This window comes from Aneurinibacillus thermoaerophilus (genome assembly GCF_019603355.1).
Lineage (GTDB): Bacteria > Bacillota > Bacilli > Aneurinibacillales > Aneurinibacillaceae > Aneurinibacillus > Aneurinibacillus thermoaerophilus.
Genome location: NZ_CP080764.1, coordinates 2,691,483 through 2,716,163 on the forward strand (window position 1 = coordinate 2,691,483; position 24,681 = coordinate 2,716,163).

At 40.4% G+C, this 24,681-nt stretch carries 22 protein-coding genes, 7 pseudogenes and 1 riboswitch; of the genes and pseudogenes, 10 read left to right on the top strand and 19 right to left on the bottom strand.

All coding sequences use genetic code 11. From position 1 onward, the window contains the following. The first annotated feature begins 35 nt into the window (after positions 1-35). Positions 36-185: riboswitch (cyclic di-AMP (ydaO/yuaA leader) on the top strand. Positions 186-193: 8 nt separating this feature from the next. Then, positions 194-985, top strand: coding sequence for a LysM peptidoglycan-binding domain-containing protein (locus K3F53_RS13960; RefSeq protein ID WP_057897999.1), 792 nt, complete (start codon positions 194-196; stop codon positions 983-985). 59 nt (positions 986-1,044) lie between these two features. Here the strand turns inward: K3F53_RS13960 and K3F53_RS13965 are convergent. Then, positions 1,045-1,338: pseudogene (locus tag K3F53_RS13965) on the bottom strand (sigma-70 family RNA polymerase sigma factor); the annotation flags it as partial. 199 nt (positions 1,339-1,537) lie between these two features. Here K3F53_RS13965 and K3F53_RS19455 point away from each other — a divergent pair. Next, positions 1,538-1,633: pseudogene (locus tag K3F53_RS19455) on the top strand (DUF4351 domain-containing protein); the annotation flags it as partial. A gap of 124 nt (positions 1,634-1,757) precedes the next feature. Here K3F53_RS19455 and K3F53_RS13970 read toward each other — a convergent pair. Together K3F53_RS13970 and K3F53_RS13975 are read right to left on the bottom strand one after the other, a co-directional pair. Next, the gene (locus tag K3F53_RS13970) at positions 1,758-2,471 is read right to left on the bottom strand and encodes an AHH domain-containing protein (RefSeq protein WP_091260898.1); all 714 of its coding nucleotides are present in this window, start codon (positions 2,469-2,471) and stop codon (positions 1,758-1,760) included. Positions 2,472-2,508: 37 nt separating this feature from the next. Further along, positions 2,509-2,925, bottom strand: a pseudogene (locus K3F53_RS13975) (transposase); the annotation flags it as partial. Here K3F53_RS13975 and K3F53_RS13980 point away from each other — a divergent pair. Continuing rightward, a pseudogene (locus K3F53_RS13980) lies at positions 2,896-3,107 on the top strand (helix-turn-helix domain-containing protein). The pseudogenes K3F53_RS13975 and K3F53_RS13980 sit on opposite strands and share 30 nt — an antisense overlap. A 319-nt stretch (positions 3,108-3,426) precedes the next feature. Here K3F53_RS13980 and K3F53_RS13985 read toward each other — a convergent pair. The 8 genes and pseudogenes from K3F53_RS13985 to K3F53_RS14020 form a co-directional block, all read right to left on the bottom strand. Further along, positions 3,427-3,753 carry a hypothetical protein gene (locus K3F53_RS13985; RefSeq protein ID WP_220559054.1) on the bottom strand — a complete coding sequence of 109 codons (327 nt, stop codon included), beginning with the start codon at positions 3,751-3,753 and terminating at the stop codon, positions 3,427-3,429. Between the two features lie 15 nt (positions 3,754-3,768). After that, complete coding sequence (locus K3F53_RS19465; protein ID WP_246615643.1) at positions 3,769-4,872, bottom strand: hypothetical protein; 1,104 nt, start codon at positions 4,870-4,872, stop codon at positions 3,769-3,771. A 555-nt stretch (positions 4,873-5,427) separates the two neighbouring features. Beyond that, positions 5,428-5,994, bottom strand: coding sequence for an RNA-guided endonuclease TnpB family protein (locus K3F53_RS13995; protein WP_236782011.1), 567 nt, complete (start codon positions 5,992-5,994; stop codon positions 5,428-5,430). 212 nt (positions 5,995-6,206) lie between these two features. Further along, positions 6,207-6,575: pseudogene (tnpA, locus tag K3F53_RS14000) on the bottom strand (IS200/IS605 family transposase); the annotation flags it as partial. A 177-nt stretch (positions 6,576-6,752) separates the two neighbouring features. Next, the gene (locus tag K3F53_RS14005; protein WP_057900486.1) at positions 6,753-6,980 is read right to left on the bottom strand and encodes an alpha/beta-type small acid-soluble spore protein; all 228 of its coding nucleotides are present in this window, start codon (positions 6,978-6,980) and stop codon (positions 6,753-6,755) included. Between the two features lie 196 nt (positions 6,981-7,176). Continuing rightward, a complete protein-coding gene (locus tag K3F53_RS14010; protein WP_057900476.1) occupies positions 7,177-7,791 on the bottom strand; it encodes a CHAT domain-containing protein in 615 nt (204 codons plus the stop codon). A 205-nt stretch (positions 7,792-7,996) separates the two neighbouring features. Beyond that, entirely contained in the window at positions 7,997-8,632 is a 636-nt protein-coding gene (locus K3F53_RS14015) for a pyridoxamine 5'-phosphate oxidase family protein (RefSeq protein ID WP_057900475.1), read from the bottom strand. Positions 8,633-8,849: 217 nt separating this feature from the next. Then, complete coding sequence (locus K3F53_RS14020) at positions 8,850-9,170, bottom strand: hypothetical protein (protein ID WP_057900474.1); 321 nt, start codon at positions 9,168-9,170, stop codon at positions 8,850-8,852. A 230-nt stretch (positions 9,171-9,400) separates the two neighbouring features. Here K3F53_RS14020 and K3F53_RS14025 point away from each other — a divergent pair, with 230 nt between their 5' ends. The 3 genes and pseudogenes from K3F53_RS14025 (at position 9,401) to K3F53_RS14035 (ending at position 11,283) form a co-directional block, all read left to right on the top strand. Beyond that, positions 9,401-9,556, top strand: coding sequence for a hypothetical protein (locus tag K3F53_RS14025; RefSeq protein WP_175493690.1), 156 nt, complete (start codon positions 9,401-9,403; stop codon positions 9,554-9,556). A gap of 214 nt (positions 9,557-9,770) precedes the next feature. After that, positions 9,771-10,189: pseudogene (gene tnpA / locus K3F53_RS14030) on the top strand (IS200/IS605 family transposase). Beyond that, positions 10,189-11,283 carry an RNA-guided endonuclease InsQ/TnpB family protein gene (locus tag K3F53_RS14035; protein WP_057900473.1) on the top strand — a complete coding sequence of 365 codons (1,095 nt, stop codon included), beginning with the start codon at positions 10,189-10,191 and terminating at the stop codon, positions 11,281-11,283. Before tnpA (K3F53_RS14030) ends, K3F53_RS14035 begins: the two are co-directional and overlap by 1 nt. 201 nt (positions 11,284-11,484) lie before the next feature. On the opposite strand, the gene K3F53_RS14040 is transcribed toward K3F53_RS14035, so the two are convergent. Continuing rightward, a complete protein-coding gene (locus K3F53_RS14040; RefSeq protein WP_156423999.1) occupies positions 11,485-11,646 on the bottom strand; it encodes a hypothetical protein in 162 nt (53 codons plus the stop codon). A gap of 179 nt (positions 11,647-11,825) precedes the next feature. Here K3F53_RS14040 and K3F53_RS14045 point away from each other — a divergent pair, with 179 nt between their 5' ends. Then, complete coding sequence (locus K3F53_RS14045; protein ID WP_057900472.1) at positions 11,826-13,364, top strand: recombinase family protein; 1,539 nt, start codon at positions 11,826-11,828, stop codon at positions 13,362-13,364. 47 nt (positions 13,365-13,411) lie between these two features. Here K3F53_RS14045 and K3F53_RS19470 read toward each other — a convergent pair. Beyond that, positions 13,412-13,505, bottom strand: a pseudogene (locus K3F53_RS19470) (RNA polymerase subunit sigma-70); the annotation flags it as partial. 24 nt (positions 13,506-13,529) lie between these two features. Further along, a complete protein-coding gene (locus K3F53_RS14050) occupies positions 13,530-15,035 on the bottom strand; it encodes a recombinase family protein (protein WP_057900471.1) in 1,506 nt (501 codons plus the stop codon). A gap of 295 nt (positions 15,036-15,330) precedes the next feature. Here K3F53_RS14050 and K3F53_RS14055 point away from each other — a divergent pair, with 295 nt between their 5' ends. Further along, positions 15,331-15,789, top strand: a complete 459-nt coding sequence (locus K3F53_RS14055; RefSeq protein ID WP_091260134.1) for a DUF2642 domain-containing protein — start codon at positions 15,331-15,333, stop codon at positions 15,787-15,789. 71 nt (positions 15,790-15,860) lie between these two features. On the opposite strand, the gene K3F53_RS14060 is transcribed toward K3F53_RS14055, so the two are convergent. From K3F53_RS14060 to K3F53_RS14080, 5 genes are all read right to left on the bottom strand, one after another. After that, positions 15,861-16,556, bottom strand: a complete 696-nt coding sequence (locus K3F53_RS14060) for a L,D-transpeptidase family protein (RefSeq protein WP_057900468.1) — start codon at positions 16,554-16,556, stop codon at positions 15,861-15,863. A 786-nt stretch (positions 16,557-17,342) separates the two neighbouring features. Continuing rightward, positions 17,343-18,548, bottom strand: coding sequence for a sodium/glutamate symporter (gene gltS / locus K3F53_RS14065; RefSeq protein WP_220559055.1), 1,206 nt, complete (start codon positions 18,546-18,548; stop codon positions 17,343-17,345). Positions 18,549-18,567: 19 nt separating this feature from the next. Beyond that, entirely contained in the window at positions 18,568-19,533 is a 966-nt protein-coding gene (gene hutG, locus K3F53_RS14070) for a formimidoylglutamase (RefSeq protein WP_246615644.1), read from the bottom strand. 374 nt (positions 19,534-19,907) lie between these two features. Further along, positions 19,908-21,263, bottom strand: coding sequence for a sigma-54-dependent transcriptional regulator (locus tag K3F53_RS14075; protein WP_220561005.1), 1,356 nt, complete (start codon positions 21,261-21,263; stop codon positions 19,908-19,910). Beyond that, entirely contained in the window at positions 21,238-23,253 is a 2,016-nt protein-coding gene (locus K3F53_RS14080) for a transporter substrate-binding domain-containing protein (RefSeq protein ID WP_246615645.1), read from the bottom strand. The genes K3F53_RS14075 and K3F53_RS14080 overlap by 26 nt, the downstream gene beginning before the upstream one ends. A gap of 241 nt (positions 23,254-23,494) precedes the next feature. On the opposite strand from K3F53_RS14080, the gene K3F53_RS14085 reads away from it, so the two are divergent. After that, complete coding sequence (locus K3F53_RS14085) at positions 23,495-23,953, top strand: LysM peptidoglycan-binding domain-containing protein (RefSeq protein WP_057900464.1); 459 nt, start codon at positions 23,495-23,497, stop codon at positions 23,951-23,953. Continuing rightward, the gene (locus K3F53_RS14090; RefSeq protein WP_220561013.1) at positions 23,953-24,678 is read left to right on the top strand and encodes an RNA-guided endonuclease InsQ/TnpB family protein; all 726 of its coding nucleotides are present in this window, start codon (positions 23,953-23,955) and stop codon (positions 24,676-24,678) included. Before K3F53_RS14085 ends, K3F53_RS14090 begins: the two co-directional genes overlap by 1 nt. Positions 24,679-24,681 lie beyond the last annotated feature (3 nt).

Genomic DNA, 24,681 nt, shown 5'->3' on the forward strand with positions numbered 1-24,681 from the left:
GCGATCCTCTTTTGATTTTTGTGTTATGATGTCGGGGTACAAAAAAGCCGAAACTTCTTTAAATAAAGAAGTGCAGGGGATACTCTTTTGGGGTGAATTGCTTATCAAGATACATGGATAAGCATAGGGTAAACTCCTGAACCCGAACCCGGCAACTAACCTTGTAGGCTATCAGGAGAGGAGAGTTTTTTGTATGAAAAAAAGTTTATTTACCGGTTTACTTACATTAACTGCATGCGTAAGCGCCACCAATATAGCCGCCGGTGCAGAGTACAAAGTAAAAAGAAATGATACGCTGTGGAACATTGAAAAGGCTCATCATCTACCTTTCACTTCGCTTCAGGCTGTCAACCCATCCGTTGATCCATTAAACTTGCAAATCGGTTCTACGATCCAATTACCGGACACCTATACAGCCATGGAAGGAGAAACTTTCTGGACCATCGCGAAGAAGCTAAACGTTCCTGTCCAAAAGCTGCAAGCCGCGAATCCAAACGTAGACCCGCAAAATATTCAAGGCGGCACCGTACTTGTGTTGCCAGAAAAGAAACAAGACGATAAAAAGGCACCAAAAAAGAAAGCGAACAAACCAGCGACCGCAATTGCAGCCAACAAAACTTCCGACAGTCCGTCGGTGAAAACGGCCTCTGGTAAAAAGTTTACCTATAAGCGCGTCATTTTTTCAAAAGCAACGGCTTATTCCGCTGCACCTGAAGAAAACGGCGGGTGGGAAGGTGTGGACTACTTCGGCAATAAGCTGAAGGTCGGTACCATCGCGGTCGATCCAGATGTGATTCCGCTTGGAAGCAAAGTGTACATTACAGGCTATTCCTTCCAGGGGCTTCCGAAAGGCGGTATGATCGCACACGCCACCGATATTGGCGGAGCTATTCAAAACAACCGCGTGGATATTTTCGTGCCAGGCTCACCAGAACATGTAAGTAAGTTTGGCGTTCAAAATATAAAAGTTTATGTTTTAAAATAAGAAACAAACCGCCGAAAAATGGGAAAAAATTTTTCGGCGGTTTGTTTTTATATGTTCGATTAATTTTTCACTGCATTCTCGTTTTTGCGGTAAAATTCATGAAACAACTTCAATAAAGCCCTCTTCTCAATCCGCGATACATATGAACGTGAAATGCCAAGCTCACGCGCGATCTCCCGCTGTGTCCGTTCCTCTTCGTTATCCAGCCCGAAGCGGCCAATAATAACTTCTTTTTCCCTATCATCGAGGATATGAATGTGCTGATAAATTTTGTTTTTTTCAATCTTTAGCTGTACCTTATCTTCGACTTCGTTCGCTTCTGTGCCAAGAATATCGATAAGGGATATTTCATTTAACCAAATATGTTGTATGTGTTGTGCGATCAGATCCATATTCGTGTGTGCATTCCCCGACGAAAAATACTGGTGAACCCAACCTTTATCCGGTTCAGATGGATTCAATCTTTTTTATCCAGAATTATCCAAAAAATAAAATACGGAACCCCCTTTAAATACAACTTTATACGTTACAGACTTATCATTATCAATAAAAGTCGAACTGAAACAAAAAAACTGGCGTGACTATATTCAGCAGGACAATCCTATCGCGGCTGCACTGCTAAGCAAAATAAGGTACACTTCCAAAGAATGAGTAGAAGCCAAAAAAAGAATTTCTTCGCATGCTGGTGCAGACCCGGCTTGTATGACACTGTGATATGCTCCCCTTTAAGATGCAGAACTCCCAGTCAAAACGTTTAGTCCGGTATCCACCTCTAAACTACCTTTACTTCTTGAAAGTCGCACCCAATAATCCCATTCTTCTCTATTTCTTCCCTAAACTTTTCTGACACAAATACTGGTATCTCATCCCCTTTTAGTTTAATTATATGATTCCCAGCTACATTCTCTTTAGTCAACGCATATTTTTGTACCGAATATATTTTTTCTCCATCTAGTTCAAAAACACTATCCTTTGAATGTTCAAGACAAAGCGCGTCTACCACATTTATAATATTTGCCACAAAATAACCTTCCAGCGGCTCGTTCGTACACTTGTCTATGATTCTAACAGGGAAATACTGAATATTACCCTTTTCTAAACTGTCTAAAACCCTCTTCAATTTAGACGAAACGACAAACCACCCTAAATTATTCGCTAGGTAGTCTGTTTGCCGTTCCCCCTCGTTCGGGTCATAATAAAAAGTGATTCTTTCGTTCCAACTTTTGAAGAGTTTTCCCTCTTTAAGCTGGTATTGCTCTATCCCATAAGTTTCTTCACAATAACACATAATATCGTCATCCGGATGCCTATCTTGATGCGGAAGCAATTCTTTATTCCAAGCCTCATCCAAATCTAAGCCATACTTTTTCGTAATCGCTTCTATTTGCGGTGTATACTTCTTACTTTTATTAGTTGCATAATGATGTACTTGTTCAGGTTTAGCTTTTGGCGTCCCCTTAGGAAAGTCTAATAAACATGACTTTATAAAAAGAGGGGCAGTTCAGTAACTACCACTCATTATATCAACTTACTTTGCTGTTAGGTATGTCAGGCATGATATAAGCGGTTTTATTCTCCATCATGCCATAGATAATATTGACAAGTCTTCTCATAATGCAAATAAGCGCTTGTTGTTTGGTTTTACCTTCTGCTAGCTTTTTCTGATAATACTCGTAAAACACAGGATTTCGAGGAGTTTTACTACCTTTACAAATATGTATTTGTTGAACAGCCAAGTTATAAAAGATAGTGTATAATTCCCTGTTTCCTTTTTTGCTTTTCTGAATAGTTTCCTTGCCGCCCGAACCCATTCGGACAGGGGCTATTCCTGCGTATCTTGCAAGTTTATCGGAATTAGTGAAACGATGAATATCCCCGATTTCTGCAATGAAAGCGGATGCTGTCACCGTATCAATGCCTGGCATCGTTTCAAGCTGAAAGAAATCCTGAAAGAACGTGGCATTTCTCAACGTGAATTGGCCCGGCTCACAGGGCTGCGCCCAAGCACAGCACCATCAGCCATCTTTGTTCGGACAACGTAGACAGAGTTTATCTCTCCACATTGGAAAAAGTATGCAAAGTGCTAGACATCGACATCCAGGAGTTAATCGAGTTGGAGTAATCCTCTCGCTATAGTCATTGTTTCTATGTACGTAAAAGTTGCGAAATATTTCAAAAGGCAGGGAGAAAGCAAAGGTAGGGTTTTGGAGAATAAAATTGGTAGTATCTGATAATTTCAAGGTGATTTCTAGCAGATGACAATACATCAAATAGGCCATACTTTTTAAATTGAATGTACGTCTGAAAAATATAAATAAAAATTATACAGATAATACATTGTTTACATACTTTTTCAATAATAAAGAGTAATTTATTCGGTACTGGGTCTACTAAAAAATATAGGTCACGAGTATGAAATATCCTCGTGACCTATTATTAGTTTAGATACATAAATCAATCATAAAGTTAGGTGTAACTTTAACTTCGATTACTAGCTCTTCACTTTGTTGCTTAATTACAATTAGTTTTGATTTCTCTACCCTAATTTCCTCTACATTTTGTATTTCAATGTCATATAATGGATTTTGGAGTTGGTTATGGTCCAATCTTATTGTTACATATTGGTCATAAACCGAGAAAGAAAAGGCTAATTCTAATCCTAGTGGACCTTGTATTTGATATTTGTAAATCTCAGCCTCTCTATCAATTATAATTGGCTCACTATTGAATAATTCAAGCAGTAAATATTCATCATATTTTATTGCCATGAAAACACTCCTCACTTACTTTGGAATTACCGTAATAACATCACCTTTTGTGTTTGTAATTACAGTAACGTCTTGACCATCATATTTTAGTGTATTTGGTCTATTTCCAGCAGTGGGTTTTACATTTCTAATTGTATCTTCTACAACCATAGGTGGAACACCCCTTGGGTCAACAAAATTTTTAAATTCTTTAGTACCTGGCTTTAATCCCTTTTCAAGGGCTCTTTTTTCTAACTCAGCCCTAACTTGGATAGTATCAGGTGCCATTCTTTCAAGTGAGTGTTCTGAATATCTCCTTCCACCTATCTCACCGCCACCACGAGGCATATCCCATCCATTATCATATTTACCTTTACCCTTAGTTGCATTCCCAGTGGATTGTTTCGACTTCGGCGGTTGTAATGGCTGTTTCGCTTTATCCAATCTTTTTGTAATTTTAACCGTTTTATTGATGTTTTTGACAATCTTAAGCCTTCCCAAAAACAAATTTTCTAATGCTCCGCCTGCGGCTTTCACATCATCCATCGTCCATTTATTGTCTGTTAATGCGTCAAAATTCTCTTTTCCAACTAATTCCCTAGTTAAGGGTTTATAATTTGAAAGCGTAGCAAGCTCTTTGGCTCCGTGAGAAAAAGCAGGTTTGAACTCTCTTCCAAACTTCTTTAATCCAACTACCAGATCATCCATCATACTACGCTTTGGTGGAGGTGATGGGGAGACTGATTTTGGTTTTTGAATGGGTTTTGGCTTCTGCAACTTTTTAATAGCGGAATTTTGTTTCTTTATCACCTCAGCCTTCATGATCTTCTTTAATTTGTAAATCTGTTCAATGGGCAATAGGTTGGTTGCGAGTTTTCTAGCGGAAGTACATACCTTACCTAAGGTCTGAAAGGACTGAGTGAACCCTTTCCACAATTGTTTTGTAGCTTTTTCATAAGCTTTTATTTCTTTTAATTGCCTTCTTCCAGCCTTTGTTCTTTTTAATTTTTCCTCCTGCTTTTTCCTTCTCTTTTGATATTCTTTTTCCGCCCTGTTGAGTGATTTTTGAAAACTTTTTGAGTTCACAACACTTTTTCCGAGCCTATACATATCATATATATTTTTTAACGATCCAAACACTTCGTCTTCACTCTTTCTTTTTTTGAATCGGACGTAAAGGAAATGAGTTACATATAATGCATGCATCGCCCAATATATACATATATTAACAATTTAAAATATTTTCCACCTAATTCATAGACCTATTTTTACAAATTATAGGATTATGCATAATTGATTATATTTACCCTTTACCATTCAACGATTATAAGTTTTGCAACACCATCGTAGACAGTAAAAAACTAGCTGAGCCACATAATAGAACCATTACTATAACGCCTAATAATGCCCATTATGGCAAACAAACAACCATTAAAAACACCGTTTTGGTTCAAATTTGACCAAAAACTGTTAATGAGATTACGGTTGGCCAAGAACCGTACGGTGCAGCTCTGTCCCCTGACGGCAACCTGCTTTTCACCAGTAGCAAGCTGGACAATCGCATTGATTTGACACTCCCACGGCTAAAGCCGATGGGATTCTTCGGTAGTTAGCGTTCGCAGTCCATTTCTGTTTTGAACAACCCCGAAGTTTAGGGTGTGCCATCACCCCTCATAGGGCAGAACATATAGTTCCCTATGCTGATTGACTGTTACCATCAATCACAGGTGCATATCGAATATTCATTGCACCTACTACATCTCTGTGCTTTTCAAAGCCACATTCACATTTGTATTTACGGTCTTGTGCTTTATTCCTTACGGAACACTGAAGACACGTTTGGCTTGTATAAGCAGGATTCACATATTCAACTTTGATGCCAACCAATTTTGCTTTGTATTCGATGAATTGGGACAGGCGATAGAATGACCATGAGTGCAAGTTTTTCTCGTTTTTACGGCTTGTTCTTGCCGTCTGTCGGATGTTCGCAAGTCGTTCCAAGCGAATAATAGAAATCTTATTTTCTTTTGCAAAATCAACGATTGCACGACTAACTTTATGGTCTTGGTCTTTCATCCAACGCTGTTCTTTATCGTCTAACTTACGAATGGCATTGAGTTTTTTCTTTTTCCCTAATGCTTTACGAACGGAACGGAATTTTCGCTTCATGTACTTGTTTTGTCTACCATTACCAAAAAAGCGAACCTTTTCATCATCTGTCACAGCGACAGCAGGGACTTTTAATCCCAAATCAACACCCATCACTTTCAATCCTGTTCCTTTTTTATCGCTTGATTTTTGACCGCACTCGGCAAGTGAGCAAAAACATCCTTACTCGACTTCCTTGTGCTTTTCTTTTCCGCGACCATTTCAGATACAAGCGTATTGATAGTCGAAATATACTCTTGACTCATCTGCCGCAAAATAGAAGTCTGTTCTTTTGTTGGAAGTAGTTTGACTTTAACCGTCATTGTTTGTGACATTGTTTCACTCGATACATTTCCTGCGGTAGATACAAAATAGGAACGTGTCCATAAACTTGGCAAATGTTGAAGATGCGGAAATTCCTCCCTTAACTTTTTAGAAGTTACTCTTTTGATTTTTGCCATAATATCAGCAGGACTAAATGTTGGCAACACATTTAGAAACATATGTGTATGGTCTTTGTCGCATTCTAAAGCAACAATGATAATTTCCAATTCCTCACATATTTCCTGCACCAACTGTTTGAAACGTTCCTCTACATCAGCACGAAGGAATATTTTCCTTCTATATCGAGAACAAAAAACGAAATGATAATTGATTAAAGAGACTGTTGTGCGTGTTCTTCTGTATTCGTTCATATCCATTCGGAGAATCTGTAATCAACACTCTCGACAACCAAATTCGGCTTTTTTCTCGTTATCTATGCCACAACCACAGTTAAAAACCTCCCGGACTTTCCCGGAAGGTTTCTGACTGTTCCCCATCCCTATATGGTATGCAAGAATATAGGAATAGGGCTGGTTTTATGAAGAAATTTATTGCAGACGCCCTGTTCTGCCGCTTAATTGTTGCTCTGCCATTTGTACAAGACGCTTCGTAATCTCCCCACCTACAGAACCGTTTTGACGTGATGTTGTATCCGGCCCCAATACCACACCAAATTCAGCAGCGATTTCATATTTCATTTGATCTAAAGCTACGCGTGCTTGTGGAGCCAGTAATTGATTGGTGTTACGTGATTCTTGTTGTTGGTTTTGTTGCATACGTGGCATAATCTTCATTCCTCCTATGTAGATGATTTTGGTACTTGATATTCTTACAATTCCGCATAGGAAGTAATTTATACATAGGATAGGTTGGTAATTTTATCCGTAGAAAATAATTTTAGAAATGTAAAAACGCCTGATTACAGGCTGTTACTTTCGCGAATTAATGGCGTTTTTTTATTAAGGATGCCGTCTATCCTTCAATGATCTGCTTTTTTCCGTCGTCCCCCACTTTATAAATACCATCACGCAGGTATAAACGATACAAACGACTCTCCTCATCATAGGAGGCAGCGTGTTCCCACGCCTCTTCAAGTGAACTTCCTTTCAGCATCCGGTAGAAAAAGTGCATGAGAAATAGCGCTGTCGTTTCTCCGGTGACATCCTCGTCAGCCGCGATGTACGCCTGAATCTCTCCTTTCATAAACGCCTCCCCCGCTTCTTTAACACCGGCCGAGCAGGCGGTATTAATCACCACCGTACCAGGAAGGCGAATCGCTTCGGCGATGACGGGGGGACGCATGACTCCGTCCTGCAAACTGGATACGTCAATTTCTTCTATGTATTCTCCAAAAATAAGGCCGCCCTTGTCGCCGTGGGCACTGATGATCAGATACGGGGGAGCGCTTTCGTTCTGGCTGATAACTTGTAAAAAATCATCCGGCGTGCCGATGGCGTGCAAAAGCGTCACGACGTCAAGTTGTTCAAGCAAAGTACGAATATAATTGGCTTCCGCTCCGTCGCCGATCGCAGCAATGGCCACTGGAAGCTTTTTAGCATAAAAACGGGTATCTACAGGATTCCACATATCTTTTCCTCCTCTTGACAATAAATTTCTGGATTCACAAACCTACTACGCCAAAACAGTCTAAACGTTTCATAAATCTCCTGACAACCCATCTCTCTTTTCTAAATGGCAGCTTTGTAAAACCCAGTTTTTCATACAAGCATATGGGATATCCGACAGGCAATTCTCCATTTGATAGCGTCGAAGAGGCTTCTCGGCAAATTCACTAAAGGCGATTAGAGTAACTCTCCCGAAGTATTTCAGCAATTTCGTCAACAGTGGTTCCTGGCATTTTGGCATGGTCAGCCAACATTTTAGCAGCGGACGGTAATCTCTTTTTATCTGGCCATGTTTCAGGTCCCCAAAGCTTAGAACGTAAAATAGCTTTGGCACAATGAACAAAACATTCTTCCACTTCAACACCTATACCAACAAGAGGACTACGCCCATTGACTTCCATCTGTTTAAGTAATTTTTCATCTTTTACTAAACAGGCCTTCCCGTTAATCCTAAGTGTCTCTCCTAATCCTGGTATCAAAAAGAGAAGACCTACTTGAGGATTAGATAAAATATTACGCATGGAATCCACTCTGCGATTGCCTGGACGTTCGGGAATAACTAAATGTTTCTCATCAAGTACGAATACAAATCCTGGTACATCTCCTCTAGGAGAGACATCACATAGCCCTGAATGATCGGCTGTTGCTAAGAGTAAAAAAGGAGATTGAGCTATAAAATTTCGGCAATGAACATCCAGATGGAAAATGACCTTTCGATTCACAAGGTCGCCTGGATACCCAATAAGCGAACGAAGTTCTTCTTCAGTTGAAATCCTTTCTCCGAACACACTTATTTTATTCATCAGTCCTTAAACACCACCGAGTTTTTATTCATTTCATGTATATGTTTTTATAATTTATAATAAATTGAGCTATTCGTTTGTGTTTTATTAGACTACTACCCGCTCCATCAGCCTACCATGTCTCTGCCGCATGCGGAATTGAGTTTTTACTGATAAAACCGTCTGCCATACAAACACCTCAGAAAAAGAGAGCCGCAAGCACAACCCTCTCATATCTTTAATTTAAAACAACAAACTCAATCATTTCCCAGTCTTCCGAGTCTTCGCTTTCATAATCTTCATATGTCACTTCAATCTTTTTATTCAATAACGCCTGTTGTAAGGCTTTCGTTAGTGCCTTATTCTCCTTGTCCATATAAAACATACAAAGATACCAAAACGCACCCTCTTCATCTTCATCCGTTTCGATGCAATATGACTTTACTTCTGGGTCATAGTATACCTGCTTAATCACGGTTTTCTCAGTCTGTACCTGCGCGGACGCAACACCAGGCAGTAAAAGAAATACAAGCAAAAAGGCTAACCATAATCTTTTCATTTTATATCCTCCCCCGTCATTTGTTATGATTTTACTATAAATTTCATAAAATGTCAGGACTTTTACACATCTTCCTCTTCTCCAAAAGTCATCTCATAATGATGAACCCTTTCGTGAACTTCCTATACATCGGTAACTTTTATCTACCAATTATATACTGCCTAATGTATAATTCCAGTAGAGATTTGCTAATCGCTCAGCGGAGATTTTAATAAAAAGGAGACACTGATATGGAAAACGAGTTCTTTGTAGGTTGGGGCACACTCGCCTTAATCAATGCCGGATTAGCCCAAGGCAAAAATAGAACAGGATTAAATTGGTTCATACTCTCCCTACTTTTAGGCCCTGTAGCTACTCTCATTCTCTTATTCGTTGAAAAGAGATAGTTCCCTACCGCTTTTTCAGTGAGCCCCAGCTATTTTATCCCACTCTCTTCCCCATACTCCTTAGCAGCCTATCCCGCCATACCTTCTACATTCCGTCTCTCCAGAACTTTTGGCATGAGAGCCCGCGACATTTTTCGCTTTTCGATCTCCGCTATACCTATCACCGCACAGCTCATTGAGATATCAAAGATCAATTTTGTGATATACTATATGTATGAAAAAATCTACCATAAAACATGCTCGAACCTGTGTCTACAATGTTAATTATCACATCGTTTGGTCTGTAAAATACCGAAGAAAAGTACTCACTTCCGAGATAGAAGGCTACTTGAAAGACCTTTTTCAAGAAATCGCACAGGAAAAAGAGTTTGAAGTCGTCATGATGGAAGTCGGCGAACAAGACCACATTCACGTTTTTGCTTCTGCTCATCCAAAGATCCCCCCCCCTCGTATATTGTGAAAATGCTGAAAGGAATTTCTGCCCGTAAACTGTTTTTGAAATTTCCACAACTGAAAAAAAGATTATGGGGCGGTCATCTTTGGAACAGTAGCTTTTACATCGAAACCATTGGTTCGATCTCAGAAGATGTAATTCGCAATTATATCGAAAATCAGAAAAAAGGAGATTCGTAATGCTACGAACGTATAAGTTTCGTATTGAGCCAACCAAAGAACAGCGAGAAAGAATAAACGAAACGCTCATGTATTGCCGATGGCTCTATAACGCCTTGCTTGAACAGCGAATTACGGCGTATAAAAAGTGTGGTGTATCCCTGACGTTCTATTCCCAAAAGAAAGAGTTACCTGCGCTGAAAAAGGTGTGTGAAGAGTATAAGGACGTTCATTCGCAAGTCTTACAAAACGTAGTCGAACGTCTGGATAAAGCGTATCAAGCCTTTTTCAGACGGTTGAAGCGTGGCGAAAAAGCAGGATTTCCTCGCTTCAAAGGGATGAATCGCTATCACAGTTTCACGTATCCGCAATCAGGATTTTCACTCGAAGGAAAATACATCACGCTGTCCAAAGTTGGAACCGTTCGAATCAAACTACATCGTCAAGTGCAAGGTATAATCAAAACGTGCACAGTCATCGCTAAAAATGGACGATATTATGTTTGTTTGTCCTGTGAAATGGAAACAAAAACGCAATCAACAGGGAAAAAGATCGGTGTAGATTTGGGCTTACAGCATCTGGCGATCACATCGGATGGTGATTTTTATCATGTCCCCAAGTATTTGCGTAAAAGCGAGCGACAACTCAAAAAGTTACAGCGTATCGTATCAAGGCGAAAGAAAGGGTCAAACCGCCGTAAAAAGGCTGTGGTACTCCTCGCCAAGAAGCATGAGTACATTGCGAATCAGCGCAGAAATAATGCTCATCAGATTTCGCGTCAATTGGTCAATCGCTATGATTTGATCGCCTTTGAAGACTTGAAAATCACAAACATGGTGAAAAATCATCATCTTGCAAAGAGTATTGCAGACGCAGGGTGGAATCAACTTGTGCAGTTCACCACTTACAAGGCTGAAAGTGCTGGTAAGCGTGTTGTTCTGGTTGATCCACGAAACACAAGTCAACAATGCTCAAGCTGTGATGAAATCGTAAAGAAAACATTGGCTGTACGGACACATCGTTGCCCTTCTTGTGGATTTGAATGTGACCGTGATGTAAATGCCGCCAAAAACATTCTCAAACGGGCAGTACAACAACTACAAAACGTGTCGTAAGACACGCTAGGCTAGGAACTAGCCTTCGTGGAGAGTGCGACAATAGTCGGCTCGATGAAGCGAGAAGCTCTCCAATTTATTGGAGAGAGGTTCACTTGCGTTAGTCCAACGACTTCTCGTGCTTCTTTAAGGCGTTCTCCAATCACCATCGTTCCTGTAAATGTTTTGTCAAGGCTATGCTTGTCTTATAGCGGCTCCTTTTCAAGAGCCGTCTTGCTTTTGGAATTGCAAACACTTTGCGATTGCAGGGTTTACACGGGACCAAAACTCTTTTGCTGGAATTCGGCACAAATATACCCGGATATTTGTATTTCCTTGTTTCCCTTCATAATCTGGCTTACGCTCCTGTTTTTGTTCATCCATCTCTGCATCCCCCGGTACATCTATATGCGAATGGACAGAGCGGACAACATTGGAAGTTTTCAAACATAAAAGAAAACACGATTCATTTAGAACAGCTTAACCGCTTTAAACTTTAAAAAAATGATTGTAATCCATTAAGCATAAAATGATAGCAGTATCAAAAGAAGGGAGGAAAAGGCATGCGTGAATTTCCGAAAGACCTAAATCACGTTGCTATGTACCTGCGTAAGTCTCGCGCCGACATTGAAGCTGAAATGCGGGGCGAAGTCGAAACCCTTAGCAAACATAAGAAAGCTTTACTAGAACTGGCGTACAAAAACCGATATAATGTCGTCAAAATATATGAAGAAATTGTGTCTGGCGAACGTATCGCTGACCGACCTGAAGTCATCAAATTACTTACCGAGGTCGAAGATGGTGTATATGATGCCGTCTTATGCATGGACATCGACCGATTAGGCCGTGGTGACATGCGCGATCAAGGCACAATCATTGCCGCATTTAAAGAATCAAAAACGCTTATCATTACACCACAGAAAAGCTATGACCTGGAAGACGAATTCGATGAGGAATATTCCGAGTTTGAAGCGTTTATAGCACGCCGGGAGCTTAAGATTATTAACAAGCGTCTCCAACGTGGCCGTTTGGCTTCTGTAAAAGAAGGAAAATACATCGGTACAAAACCACCATATGGATATGATCGTGGCAAAGATTTAATTCTCATACCGAATGAGAAAGAAGCTGAAATCGTACGACTCATCTTTCACTGGTATGTCAACGAAAAGATAGGAACATGCCGTATTTCTCGCCGATTAAATGAGATGAAAATTCTTTCTCCAGCCGGTAAACAATGGTCACCATACTCCGTTGCTGCTATTTTAAAAAATGAAGTCTACATCGGCCGCATGCAGTGGCGAAAAACATATCGAAACAAAAAGAAAGGGAGCGGCTATATACGTCCTCGCGAAGAATGGGTCGATGTTGAAGGAAAGCATAAACCACTGGTGTCAAAGGAAATGTTTCAGCAAGCCCAGCGCAATCTGCAAAATAAAACTGTTGTACCAAACCGTACAGGCTTAAAAATTACCAATCCCCTCGCTGGCTTAGTCCGCTGCGGCTTTTGCGGTGCTGCAATGGTAAAGCGCCCATATGTGCATCAAGCACCACACATAAGATGCAGTAACGTAAACTGTCGCAACAAAGGTACACGTTTTGAATATGTCGAGCGTGCCGTTCTAAATGAGCTAGAAAAGTGGCTGAAAGAATATGTGGTAAACATGGAACAGGTAGAAAAAGAAGTGTCTGTTTCGACAGAAGTGCTACCTGCTATTTCCGAAACGGTTATACAAGAGTTAGAAAAGCAGTTGATCGAATTGGAGAAGCAAAAGAATAATCTGCACGATCTATTAGAGCTTGGGATTTATGATGTGGATACTTACTTGGAAAGGAATCAAAACATTATGGCACGCATTGTCGACACGAAAGAGGCACTAAAAAATGCGAAAGAAGAAATGGCTCGCATACATGAACAGGAGGCTACTAAAGAAAACCTGTTACCGTGTATACGGCACATTATCGAAGCGTATCACAGGACAGACGATATCGAAAAGAAAAATGACTTGTTAAAACAGATCATCAAAAAAGTAATATATACCAAAGAAAAGCATCAGCGAGGCGATAACTTCAGTTTGGAAATTTTCATTTTCCTGCCGAAGTAATTCGTCTCTCCTTTCTCCACTTATCCACAACAGATAACGTTTAATGTTACATTCATTTCCTTCTTTATCTGTTCCAATTGGATCGTGAAGGGAAACATCCTTTTTTGTTTTCTTTAACGAGCGCAAATGCATTAAAATCTCAATTCTAAAGTCAATAGATACGTATTAATATGTGAAGATTTCAATGTGATCTTCATAAACGATAATCTCCCGAATTAACTGACGAATGATTTTCTGCTTATCATCAAAAGTAAGAGCATCTGGATGTTTGAACAGATAATACTCGGCCGCCTCGCTCAACAGGTTCTGATTAAATCCGGCTTCTTTTTCTTCCCTTATTCTAGCCTTCAGCTCTTTTAGTTGTTTTGTCGCCGTTTCTTCTTTTTCTTTTAATGTACGCATGATGTCGCATACTTCTTCTTCTCCACTATCCATTCCTATAGCAAATAAAGAAAGAATTCTTTTACGTCCTTTTTTCGCTTTTTCTATTTCTTTTTCTAAGCGTTCCATCTCCATCTGTTCAAATGGAATTTCACTTTCCTGTTTATCGTATTCGGCCGCCGCCGCGATCTCATTCGGGTTCTCAAGCCAAGAACGAACCGTTTTCCAGATTTCATTATCGAACTCTTCACGCTTTACTTTCCGGCCACATCCCCTGTTCTTTGCTCCAGCTGTACTTTTAATGTCGGTATACTCATATACGTATTTACCCCAATTCTTCGCGCGTCGGCCTGTCATCGTATTACCGCAATGAGCGCAGCGAAGCAGACCACTCAGCAAATACTGGTGTAAGCCTTTTTTTGCCCATCGTCGCCGTGAATCTTGCAACAGCTTCTGTGCGTATTCGAATTGCTCTCGTTCGATAATGGGTGGGCAAGGAATATGAATCCATTCTTCTCTCGGACGCTGTCTCACTGGCACACGCTCGTCTGGAGCTTTGTGTTTGTTACCTAGCATCCCTTCTGTGTTCCATCTATTCTGATAGAACTCCCCGATGTATGCCCGATTCATCAGTATCTGGCGTACCACCTGGCGATGCCATACCCCTTTTCCTTTCTTTGTAGGGATCGCTTGTTTTGTAAGATAATGAGCAATGCCATTCATTCCTTGCACAGCTCCTGGTTTGGTGAACAAGTCAAAAATAAGACGAACGATAGCAGCTTCCTCTTCATTAATAATCATCTGTTCCGTTTCTTTATTATAACTATATCCATACACCTGAAAGTCACGTAGCACTCGACCTTGTCTTGCCTTCTCGCGTCGACCGCGACTCATGCGCTCATTGATCTTCGCTTTCTCAAATTCAGCAATCGCACCACGCATACTGTAGAATAACTGCCCTTCCGGTGTACGCGCATATTCTCCATTCACAAAAACAAGTTCGATGCCTTGCCGATCAAATTCTTCTGTGATAAGAAGTTGGTGCATCAGTTTCCGTGATAAACGATCCGGATCCAAGCATACTACTTTCGTAATTAACCCATCTCGAACGTCCTGGCGAAGTTGTGACAAAGCCGGTCGATCTAAAAACTCACCAGAAACCCCTTCATCTATATACTCTTTGCATTCATTTGTCCCTGACTTTTTCCGACATTCCCTCACTTGGCTCTCCAAGCTGAAGCCGCTCTTCGCTTGTTCTTCTGTACTTACCCGTGCGTAAATTCCGATCATGAAGCTTTTCCCTCCTATACTTCTCTTTGAGATAAATATAGCAGGCAAGCATATTCTTATCGGTACAATTCCCTTTCATAATTTTCACATGCATCCGCATATCACCTCGTTAATGGATGGTATGCAGATGCCGCTTGACCTCATGCAGGATCATCCATAACAGCTCGAGATGTTTTAACGAAATCGCATTTGTCAATAATAAAATCAAAAGAACGACTTAGGCATTTACCCTGAGGCATCTCACCATATTTTGCATATACTCCTATTGTACCTTATAAATAAAAGGAGGAAAAAAATGTATTATCCATCTTATTCTCATGGTGTTTACCCCTATAATGCCTATCCTTATCATGCCTACCCTATGCCTAATGGATACGATTTTTACTCTGTTTCTAACCAAGCTCAGTATAAACTACCTGAAAGAAAAAAAACTACCGCTCAAAAAGAGGCCACCCCTGAGAAAGTGGTCATAACAAATGGTGAACTTATTTCTAAAGAAGAGCCTACCTTTGGTGAGCTTATCTCTAAAGAAGGTTCTCCCCTCAAAGAGGAATCCACTTCTAAAAAGAGCAACACTTTTACGAAACGATTGCTCAATCACTTAAACCAAAGAAAGGGAAAAAACATCTCCGTTGCAACTCCGATTAAAGAAATCCAGGGAAAACTAGAGGAAGTTTTTCCTGATTATATTTTAGTGAATATGGATGGACAGCATTACCATATTAGGTGGGAGGGGATTGTTTACATCAGTTAGAACCCAAACAAGAGCAGCCGTTCTTTTTTCGAAACGGCTGCTCTTGTTTATACCGTAATCTCAAAACTTTATTATTCAATAATTCCTAAGTAAAGTAAATCTGTATCATGAATCTGTTTCGTTACAGGCAAATGATTCTGTTTTTGAAATTGAATCACGGCTTGTTCTGTACTCCAATCAAAAATGCCGTGACACTTACCCTGATAAAAACCAGCAGCCTGAAGACGATTCTGGACAAGTTGAACCAGCGCTCCACGCGAGCCGCGTACCAGTACACGATACGTCAAATCTTTATGGCCGGTAATGGGCCCTTCTACGATAACCTTTGTTCCTATTGGAACGATCTCATACAGTTCTTCTATATCTCGATTTCGCATGCGAAAACAGCCGTGGCTAACATGCTGACCGATAAGATAAGGTTTGTTCGTACCGTGTATCCCATATGTCCCCCATGGCACATTTAATCCAAGCCAACAACTTCCAAAGCCACCGCCCCATCCCTCATCCTTCGAAACAATACGAAAGATTCCTACTGGGGACGGGGTGTCGAGCGCACCTGAAGCCACTTTAAAGGTTTTTGTTATTTTCCCCTCTTTAATAAGCTGAAGCTCCTGATACCATAAGTTAATGCGGATTTCGTAAGAAGAGCTCGATTCATCGCCAGAATGAGCCGTTACTGTACATAAAATGAAAGCAAGAATAAAAGCGATAACCAAGGTAATTACCAGCTTTGTGAAATTAAGCGAAAAAAAAACTGCTGTTTTCATGAAATATATCCCTTTCCTCAATTAAATCACATGCATAATATTTTATATGGTTCCCTTTGTTTTCATCGCTAATCAAAAAATTTTTCAATAGGGAAAGAGGTTCATACTACTTTGTATAGGTCTTATCTTGCCCCATGAAAAATCCCTCCTGTATTTACAGTGATGGTTATACCAAACTGTCTACACAAGAGGGATAATATTAGGTGCTCTAATTACTCCGTTGTTTTCTTAGCTCTTGATCGTTCATGTCCATAAAAACACTATTATCATATTTCAGTTTTCGAAAAATAAGCCACGCTGTCACTCCACACAAAACAACCATAATCATAATAATTACAAAGTAAATTCCCATTATAGCGTTCATTTTTTACGCTGATTCCTTCGTTTTTCCCACTTTTGTTTTTCCTTTTGCCAGTACTTCTGTACGCACGATTCCCAATTACTTTTCGGATTAGGCATAATCACTTTTACTTCCATATTTATAACCTCCTATAATTTTCCACACTTTTATTATGCATCAAATTAGAGGAGGTTATAACTAATACTTGTCGTCAAATTCTTCGTCGTTACTGTCGTTTCCTGGCGACATAAATAAGAAAATGACGAACGAATTTTATTTTACTATCTATTTACACTTTTTTTTATATTGACCTGATAGTACCCAGCACTGTACCGTCAAAAATTTTGTGTAAGCAAGCAGGGTATCCACCGAGGGGGGATAGAAAATCGGAATCAACTACCTTGTTAACTGTAGCAAAAACAAGGATGAAAACAATGGACGCACTTTTATTTAAAAAAGTTAATAAAAGATATAATGCTTGGTATTCCGAATAAGTCAATTAAAAATGCACCAACGACAGGAACAATCAAAAATGCGCGCTTCGATTCTCCATACCGTTCTGTAATCGCTCCCATATTTGCCATCGCATTTGGAGTACCTCCCAAAGCATGTCCGGACAAACCGCCAACCATAACGGCTGCATCATAATCTTTCCCCAACAAACGGAATACGACAAAAATACCGTACAAAATAATAAACAATACTTGGAACACTAAAATAACGAACAGCGGAACCGCCAAATCGAAAATTTCCCAAATTTTCAAATTCATTAATGCCATAGAAAGGAAAATTCCCAGCGAAACATCTCCGATAAGGTTTACACACTTCAAATCAAACTTCATAACGTGAAAACGATCATTAAGATTTCTGATAATAACGGCTAAAAACATCGCGCCAACATACTCCGGCAAAACAAAGCTTGTTATTTGTGCAAAAGATTTACTTATAATAACGCCGAGACACATACAAAACGTGATCAAGCAAATGTGCGTAAAAATACGGTGAGAGGTTAAAGGCTCATCATGTTTATTCATACCAACGACCGCTTCAAATGTTTTAATTTCTTCATTTGAAGTTTCAGGTTTTAAATCGTATTTATTTATCAAATATCTCGAAACCGGTCCGCCAATTAGGCTGCCAAAAATAAGGCCAAAAGTAGCCGCCGCGAAGCCGATAGTGGTAGCTGCCTGAACGCCCAGCTCTTCAACAGTCGGCCCGAAAGCGCCAGCCGCTCCATGACCGCCTTCCATCGAAACCGCTCCCGCCATAACGCCCAATAACGGATGAATCCCCAGAACTTGCGCAAGTGAAACGCCAATCACGTTTTGGAAAATGGCGACAAAACCACAGAGAAGCCAGTAAACAATAAGCAATTTTCCACCTTGTCTTACGAGCGAAAAGCTCGCACCTAAACCAACCGTAGTGAAAAAGGCCAGCATAAACGAACTTTGCAGCGAAACATCCAGCGTGATCGTCCCTACATTCAGTTCCTTAAGCACCATAACGAAAATAGAAAAGAGCAGACCGCCAATTACTGGGGCTGGTATACAAAAACGATGTAAAAATTTTATCTTTTTTCTTATAAAGTATCCGAACAACAAGAGTAAAACAGATAAGAAAAGTGTTTCAATTAAGCTAAATTCCAATTTCATATCTTAACCACCTATAAAGTTATGCTAAACTGTCGATGATTTCATACAACATCGTAGCGGCAAGTTTCACCGTAAGACCGCTTTCATCTAATGTCGGATTAATTTCAGCGATATCAAAGCTTAAAACCTTTTTATGTTTTACGATGTCTTTTAAAAAGTATTTAACGATTTTCGGGTCAAGTCCGAACGGCTGCGGAGCGCTAACACCAGGAGCATCGCTTGAACAAAAAACATCACTGCACAAAGTAAGCATGATCGTATCACTTTTAGCAATAAACTCGTCGATCTTTTTGCTAACTTTATCTAAATGAAGCAAAGAAATCTCATCTTCACGAATATATTCACATCCGTATCGTTCCGCTGTTTCAAATAAATATTTTGTATTTCCGCTTTTTTGAATTCCGACACATAAATAACGGAACGTTTTATTTGCAGCCACAAATTCATCCGCAATTTGTTTAAACATCGTACCGGAACTGGTTGTCTCGTCATACGATCTCATATCAAAATGCGCATCAAAATTGATAATTCCAATATTTTCAATATCTTTCTTGTACTTTTTATGGCCCAGAAAATGTCCATACGCTACTTCATGACCTCCGCCTATAATCAGCGGAAAAATGTTTAGGTCCAATATTTTTTTTATGGCTTCGCCCAATTCTTTTTGGGCTTCTTCAAGATTTCCGTCATCACAGCTGACATTCCCGAAATCAAATAGCTTGATATCTGAATGAAAATTGTACGGTAAAGAAGATAACGATTTTCTAATGGCATCCGGAGCATAATACGCACCTGTTCTTCCCTTATTTCTCCGTACGCCCTCATCACATCTGAATCCAATTATTCCGATAGCGTTTTCTTTTTGCTTTTCATTGAAAGTTGCCAAATTTTCGATTCTTACAACTTGATGCAATCTAAACATCTCAGTTACCGACTCACTATCTGTTCTCCCCATCCAGTATTCTTTTACTGCTACAGTATACACTTTATACCTCCATGATTTTCTTTCATGTATTTACTTCTATGATGATTTTGTTTAAAAAGCGTTACAGAAGCATGTTCTCATCAGCATCCTCCTTAATTTTTCAATGTTTTCTATATATCGAAGCAATATTTATGCCAAGAAAATATTTACGAAATAGGTAAAGTCATAATAAGAAAAACTCGCGGGCGTTGCCCTCCGGTTAGACTGGTAAAATATCTGGGTACCTCTAGGAGGGAGACAATTGCCGGTCTTTCTCTCCCTCCATGCCACACGCTCCACATGGAAAAAGCCACGTTTGGCACACGACTCACGAGTTTTTCCTCGTTTACTTATAAAAAGAAAGTAGGCGAAAATTGCCGGGCGGCAATTTTCGCCTACTTTTCTTCCCGATATTTTTTTAATTTTTCCCGCAATGTCCGCTCCCCGATTCCGATTATTTGCGCCGTTTTTCTTTGATTCCCGTTACAAGCGGCTAAATTATGCAAAATAACTCTTTTCTCAATTTCCTCCATCGTTTCGCCTACATAAACAGGAATTAATGTATCGCTAATAAATGCCCGGTTGTTTTTCCGAATTTCCACCGGCAAATCGACTTTTTGTATACAGGAAGAACCCGTTAAAGCAATGGCTCTTTCAATCATATTCTGTAATTCCCGAATGTTCCCCGGAAAGGCGTATTGCTGTAAAAGCTGAAGCGCTTCCTGAGAAATTCCTTCAACAGGTTTTCCCATTTTATCGCTATATTTTTTAATAAAGAATTCTACTAGCAGAGGAATATCTTCTCTTCTTTCCCGCAGGGAAGGAAGCTGAATCGGAATCACGTTTAATCGGTAATACAAATCCTCACGGAAACGGTTCTCTTTTACTTCTTTTTCCAGGTTCCGGTTCGTCGCCGCAATAATACGAACGTCTATACTGATTTCTTCAATCCCACCAATCGGCATTACTTTTTTCTCCTGAAGAACACGCAAAAGTTTACCCTGTAAAGCTAAATCCATTTCACCGATTTCATCTAAAAAAATCGTTCCGCCTTCCGCCAGTACAAACAACCCGGACTTTCGTTGTACCGCTCCCGTAAACGCTCCCTTTTCATATCCAAATAGTTCCGACTCTAACAAATGGCCCGGAATGGCCGCGCAATTAATCGCCTGAAATTTTTTGTTCCTTCGCTTACTTTGATAGTGAATCGTTCTCGCTACTACCTCTTTTCCTGTTCCGCTTTCTCCGGTAATCAGTACATTGGAGTCAATGTCTTTAATTTTATCGATTAAAGTAAAGATTTCGCGCATGGCTGCACTTTTTCCAATCAGTCCATAGTTATCCGTCACCTTATCCAATTCATGACTCAACCATTGAACTTTGGAATGCAGCGTATATACTTCTTCCGCTTTTTGCATTAATACTTCCAATTCATCAATGTGAAGCGGTTTTGTCGCGTACGAAAACGCTCCCTTACGCATGGCTTCCACAGAAGAAGGGATGCTTCCGTAAGCCGTCATGATAATGACAATAGTGGAAGGAGAAATACGTTTTATTTCTTCCAACACGTCTATTCCGTTGTATTCTCCGATTTTTAAATCCAGCAACACAATGGCAATGTCCACCCTTTCGAAAAGAGGAAGAGCTTCCCGCGGGTCAGTAAAGGCATAAACATGATATCGGTCTTCCAATGCAAACGTTAATGACTGGCAAATCGCTGGTTCGTCATCGATAATCATAACATGATACATCATCTTCATCCTTTCTACAGCACGGTAAACATATGGTGACAGTCGTTCCTTTTCCCTTTATGCTTTTTACATCAATTGTCCCTTTATTTTCTTTCATAAGCTGATATGAAATGGAAAGCCCAAGTCCGACCCCATTTGCTTTCCTGCTATAAAACGGCTCGAAGATTTTGTCAAGCTCGTCCTCCGAAATTCCTGCTCCAGTATCTTCAATCTGCATAACGGCAACATTTCCCCGGTAATATCCGCGAATGGTTAGCGTTCCGTGTTCATCTACCGCCTGAATGGCATTTACGATAATATTCATGAGTACTTGTTTGATTTGTTGTATATCCGCAATGGCCTCAATCTTCTCAGGAAACTCCCAAACTATGTTTATCTGTTTTTCTTTTATTTTCGGTTTGAATAACCTTACAATCCCTTCAGCAACATCATAAAGCGAACAGATTACGGGTTCTGATTTTTTCGGGCGCGCATAATCGAGCAAATCGTTAATTAATGCATTAAGGCGAGTGATTTCGCTGGAGACATGCTGGGAAAAGAAGGAACGAAACTCCGCATTGGCAAATTTCTTCGGAAGCAATTGCGTATACGTAAGAATCGACATTAAAGGATTGCGGATTTCATGGGCAATTCCCGCTATCAGTTGCCCCAAAGAACGCAGCCGATCTTCCTGGGCTACCTTTTTTTCAAACTCTTTTTGTTCTGTAATATCCAGAAAGTTGAGCATGACGCCGACACTATCCCCCGTTGTCGTTTTAATCGGATAAATGCTATAGGTAATGTACCTTTTTTGGGAAGGAGTTTGCAGCCAGGTCGTTTCTTTTTGCAGGAACATTTTTTTATCCTCTAACGCTGCGTTAATTTCTTGTTCAGGAATAAACTTTACAATAGGCGTTTGTTGGAAAGGCCTGCCCACGGCCTTTTCGTTTAGACCCAAATACTCCATTGCCCGGCGATTGATCATGGAAACAGTACCTGCTTGATGCAAGGTAATAAAAGAGCTGTAGGCACTGTTTAGCAATTGCTTCTGAAAGTAAAGATTTTCTTTCAGAAGTACCATCTTCTCTTCCAAATCTTTATTTATTCTTTCAATTTGCTTTGTTCGTTTGCTCACTTCCTTTTTTAACATGCGGTTCCACCATAGTATGAAAGTAATGATAATAAGGGTAATAACAAGCCCGGTTTCCAGATAAAACAAGGTTTTGCGCAATACCGGGGCAGACGGCATGATATATTCTCCAAACCACTTTTTCTCTATTTTTTCATAGGTTCCATCGCTTTTGATTCGATCAATTCCCTGGTTAAATAGCTTTAACAGACCATTATTTTTCGGCAAAACAGCGATAGCATAAGCTGTAGGATCAAGCGGTTCGCCGACAATTTTGATCAATGATTGCTGCCTGCTTTTTTGAAGGAAGTATTGGCCGGTAATCCTGTTGCCCACAAAAGCGTCAACCTTTTCTTCCACCAGTAATTGAACGGCCTCTTGCTGGTTATCGGCTTCTATCAACTGTACGTGATTCACTTTATTTAATAAGTCGTTGGCAACATCGCCTTTTTGCACCGCTACTTTTCTTCCTTCCAGATCATCGATTTGTCTAATATACATGTTATCTTTTAACACAAAAATCGCCTGTGAACTTGTAAAGTAAGACTCGGAAAAATCATATACTTCCTCACGTGCCTTACTATACTTCATGCCCTGAATCGCATCTACTTTTCCCGAGCGCAAGGCTTGTACCGCCTGATTCCAAGGCATAGGATAATATTCAATATTGATACCCGTCTGAATAGAGATAGCGTTCATAATGTCGACATTAAAACCTGAGTAAACTCCTGAATCGCTTAAATATTCAAAAGGAGGAAAATGATTGTCCCCCGCAATCCGGATTGCTTTTTTCGTTTCCTGATAAGCAATAGAAGGGAAAAACAGGCACGAAACAAACACACATATCGCTATACTAATACGGAGGACAACTGGATTTCGCACATCTATTCTCCTTTCCTTACTTTCCGCCGCGTACAACAACATCATCTCATATACATGCCCAGATAGCTCCGCTCACAGTTTTTCCCTTTATCCTCTCTTCCCTAAAACCGTAAAAGAATACCGATATATCAAGGAGAGTTGACATAAATAAGCCCATCTTTTCATCTGGACACGAACGAAGAATCCCCAGGAACATATAATGGCATAGTCAAATAACCAAATAATGAATGGAGGAAAGTATATGGAACGTCAATTCACACCATTTGGAGGTTTTGGAGGACCTTTTTTCCCGCGTCGTCGCTTTTTCCCTTTTTTCTTCTTCTTCCCGTTCTTCTTTCCTTTTTTCTGGAGGGAAGATGAACGAGACGGCATGTATTCTGTTCACACATGTGCAGAAGGAGACACTTTGAAAAAACTGGCTAAAAAATATAATGTTCCTCAACCGGTTCTTGAAACGATGAATCCTCACATTCAAGACCCGCACATTTTGCGTCCAGGAGAAATGCTCCATATTCCACGTATGGATAAAATGTATTGTCAAAAAATGTACATGGAATATGAGGCACCGGACATGGCAGCACCTTCACAAATGTATATGGGAGGACAAATGCCTTATCCGATGTATCCGGGACAGCCAACATCGCCTTATACAGGAATGGCTTATCCTACGGACAGTTACCATTCATATAAGGATTCTTAATAAACCGCGACCGGGGCCTGCATCTGTGTCTTACCTACGACGATGGCAAGAAAGCACCGAACCCGCCGGGTTCGCATACATGCGCCATTGACCCGGGTGAAATTCATACGCTTGCGGCCGTCGCAACAACTGGAGACAGTCTCATTGTGACCGGACGAAAAATCCGAAGCATTCACCGCCTGCGTAACAAGAAGCTTGCAGAGCTTCAGCGAAAAATGAGCAAGTGCCAGAAATACAGCCGCCAGTGGAAGCGGTACAACCGAGCCAAACAATATCTTCTTTCTAAAAGTAAACGCCAGTTACAGGATGCCTTGCACAAAACGACGAAACAGTTTGTCGAATGGGTGGTCGCCCAGCAAGTGAACGAAGTCTACCTTGGAGATGTCGAAGGCGTCCAGCGAAAGAAGAAAAAGAAACGTTCTCGCTGCCACAATCAGCGAATGAGCCAGTGGCAGGTTGGGAAAGTAAAGAAGTACCTAACGTACAAACTGAAGGCGAAAGGCATCATACTCCACAAGCGCGAGGAACGCTATACATCGCAAACCTGTCCGGTTTGCGGGGCGAAAAAGAACGTGCGTGGGCGTATGTATCGCTGTTCGTGCGGCTATACCCAACATCGGGACATTCACGGTGCGGCGAATCTACTGTCCAAAGTGTTGTATGAAAACCGGATTCAGTCCTTGCCGTTTGAAATTCAGAAACCCACGTATCTACGGATCGCCTAAGCG

Excerpts from the sequence above, each read along its gene's own strand:
- K3F53_RS13960 (WP_057897999.1), top strand. The coding sequence starts at position 194 with ATGAAAAAAAGTTTATTTACCGGTTTACTTACATTAACTGCATGCGTA.
- K3F53_RS13985 (WP_220559054.1), bottom strand. The coding sequence starts at position 3,753 with ATGGCAATAAAATATGATGAATATTTACTGCTTGAATTATTCAATAGT.
- K3F53_RS13995 (WP_236782011.1), bottom strand. The coding sequence starts at position 5,994 with ATGGGTGTTGATTTGGGATTAAAAGTCCCTGCTGTCGCTGTGACAGAT.
- K3F53_RS14005 (WP_057900486.1), bottom strand. The coding sequence starts at position 6,980 with ATGCAACAAAACCAACAACAAGAATCACGTAACACCAATCAATTACTG.
- K3F53_RS14010 (WP_057900476.1), bottom strand. The coding sequence starts at position 7,791 with ATGTGGAATCCTGTAGATACCCGTTTTTATGCTAAAAAGCTTCCAGTG.
- K3F53_RS14015 (WP_057900475.1), bottom strand. The coding sequence starts at position 8,632 with ATGAATAAAATAAGTGTGTTCGGAGAAAGGATTTCAACTGAAGAAGAA.
- K3F53_RS14020 (WP_057900474.1), bottom strand. The coding sequence starts at position 9,170 with ATGAAAAGATTATGGTTAGCCTTTTTGCTTGTATTTCTTTTACTGCCT.
- K3F53_RS14025 (WP_175493690.1), top strand. The coding sequence starts at position 9,401 with ATGGAAAACGAGTTCTTTGTAGGTTGGGGCACACTCGCCTTAATCAAT.
- K3F53_RS14035 (WP_057900473.1), top strand. The coding sequence starts at position 10,189 with ATGCTACGAACGTATAAGTTTCGTATTGAGCCAACCAAAGAACAGCGA.
- K3F53_RS14040 (WP_156423999.1), bottom strand. The coding sequence starts at position 11,646 with ATGGATGAACAAAAACAGGAGCGTAAGCCAGATTATGAAGGGAAACAA.
- K3F53_RS14045 (WP_057900472.1), top strand. The coding sequence starts at position 11,826 with ATGCGTGAATTTCCGAAAGACCTAAATCACGTTGCTATGTACCTGCGT.
- K3F53_RS14050 (WP_057900471.1), bottom strand. The coding sequence starts at position 15,035 with ATGATCGGAATTTACGCACGGGTAAGTACAGAAGAACAAGCGAAGAGC.
- K3F53_RS14055 (WP_091260134.1), top strand. The coding sequence starts at position 15,331 with ATGTATTATCCATCTTATTCTCATGGTGTTTACCCCTATAATGCCTAT.
- K3F53_RS14060 (WP_057900468.1), bottom strand. The coding sequence starts at position 16,556 with ATGAAAACAGCAGTTTTTTTTTCGCTTAATTTCACAAAGCTGGTAATT.
- gltS (WP_220559055.1), bottom strand. The coding sequence starts at position 18,548 with ATGAAATTGGAATTTAGCTTAATTGAAACACTTTTCTTATCTGTTTTA.
- K3F53_RS14075 (WP_220561005.1), bottom strand. The coding sequence starts at position 21,263 with ATGTATCATGTTATGATTATCGATGACGAACCAGCGATTTGCCAGTCA.
- K3F53_RS14085 (WP_057900464.1), top strand. The coding sequence starts at position 23,495 with ATGGAACGTCAATTCACACCATTTGGAGGTTTTGGAGGACCTTTTTTC.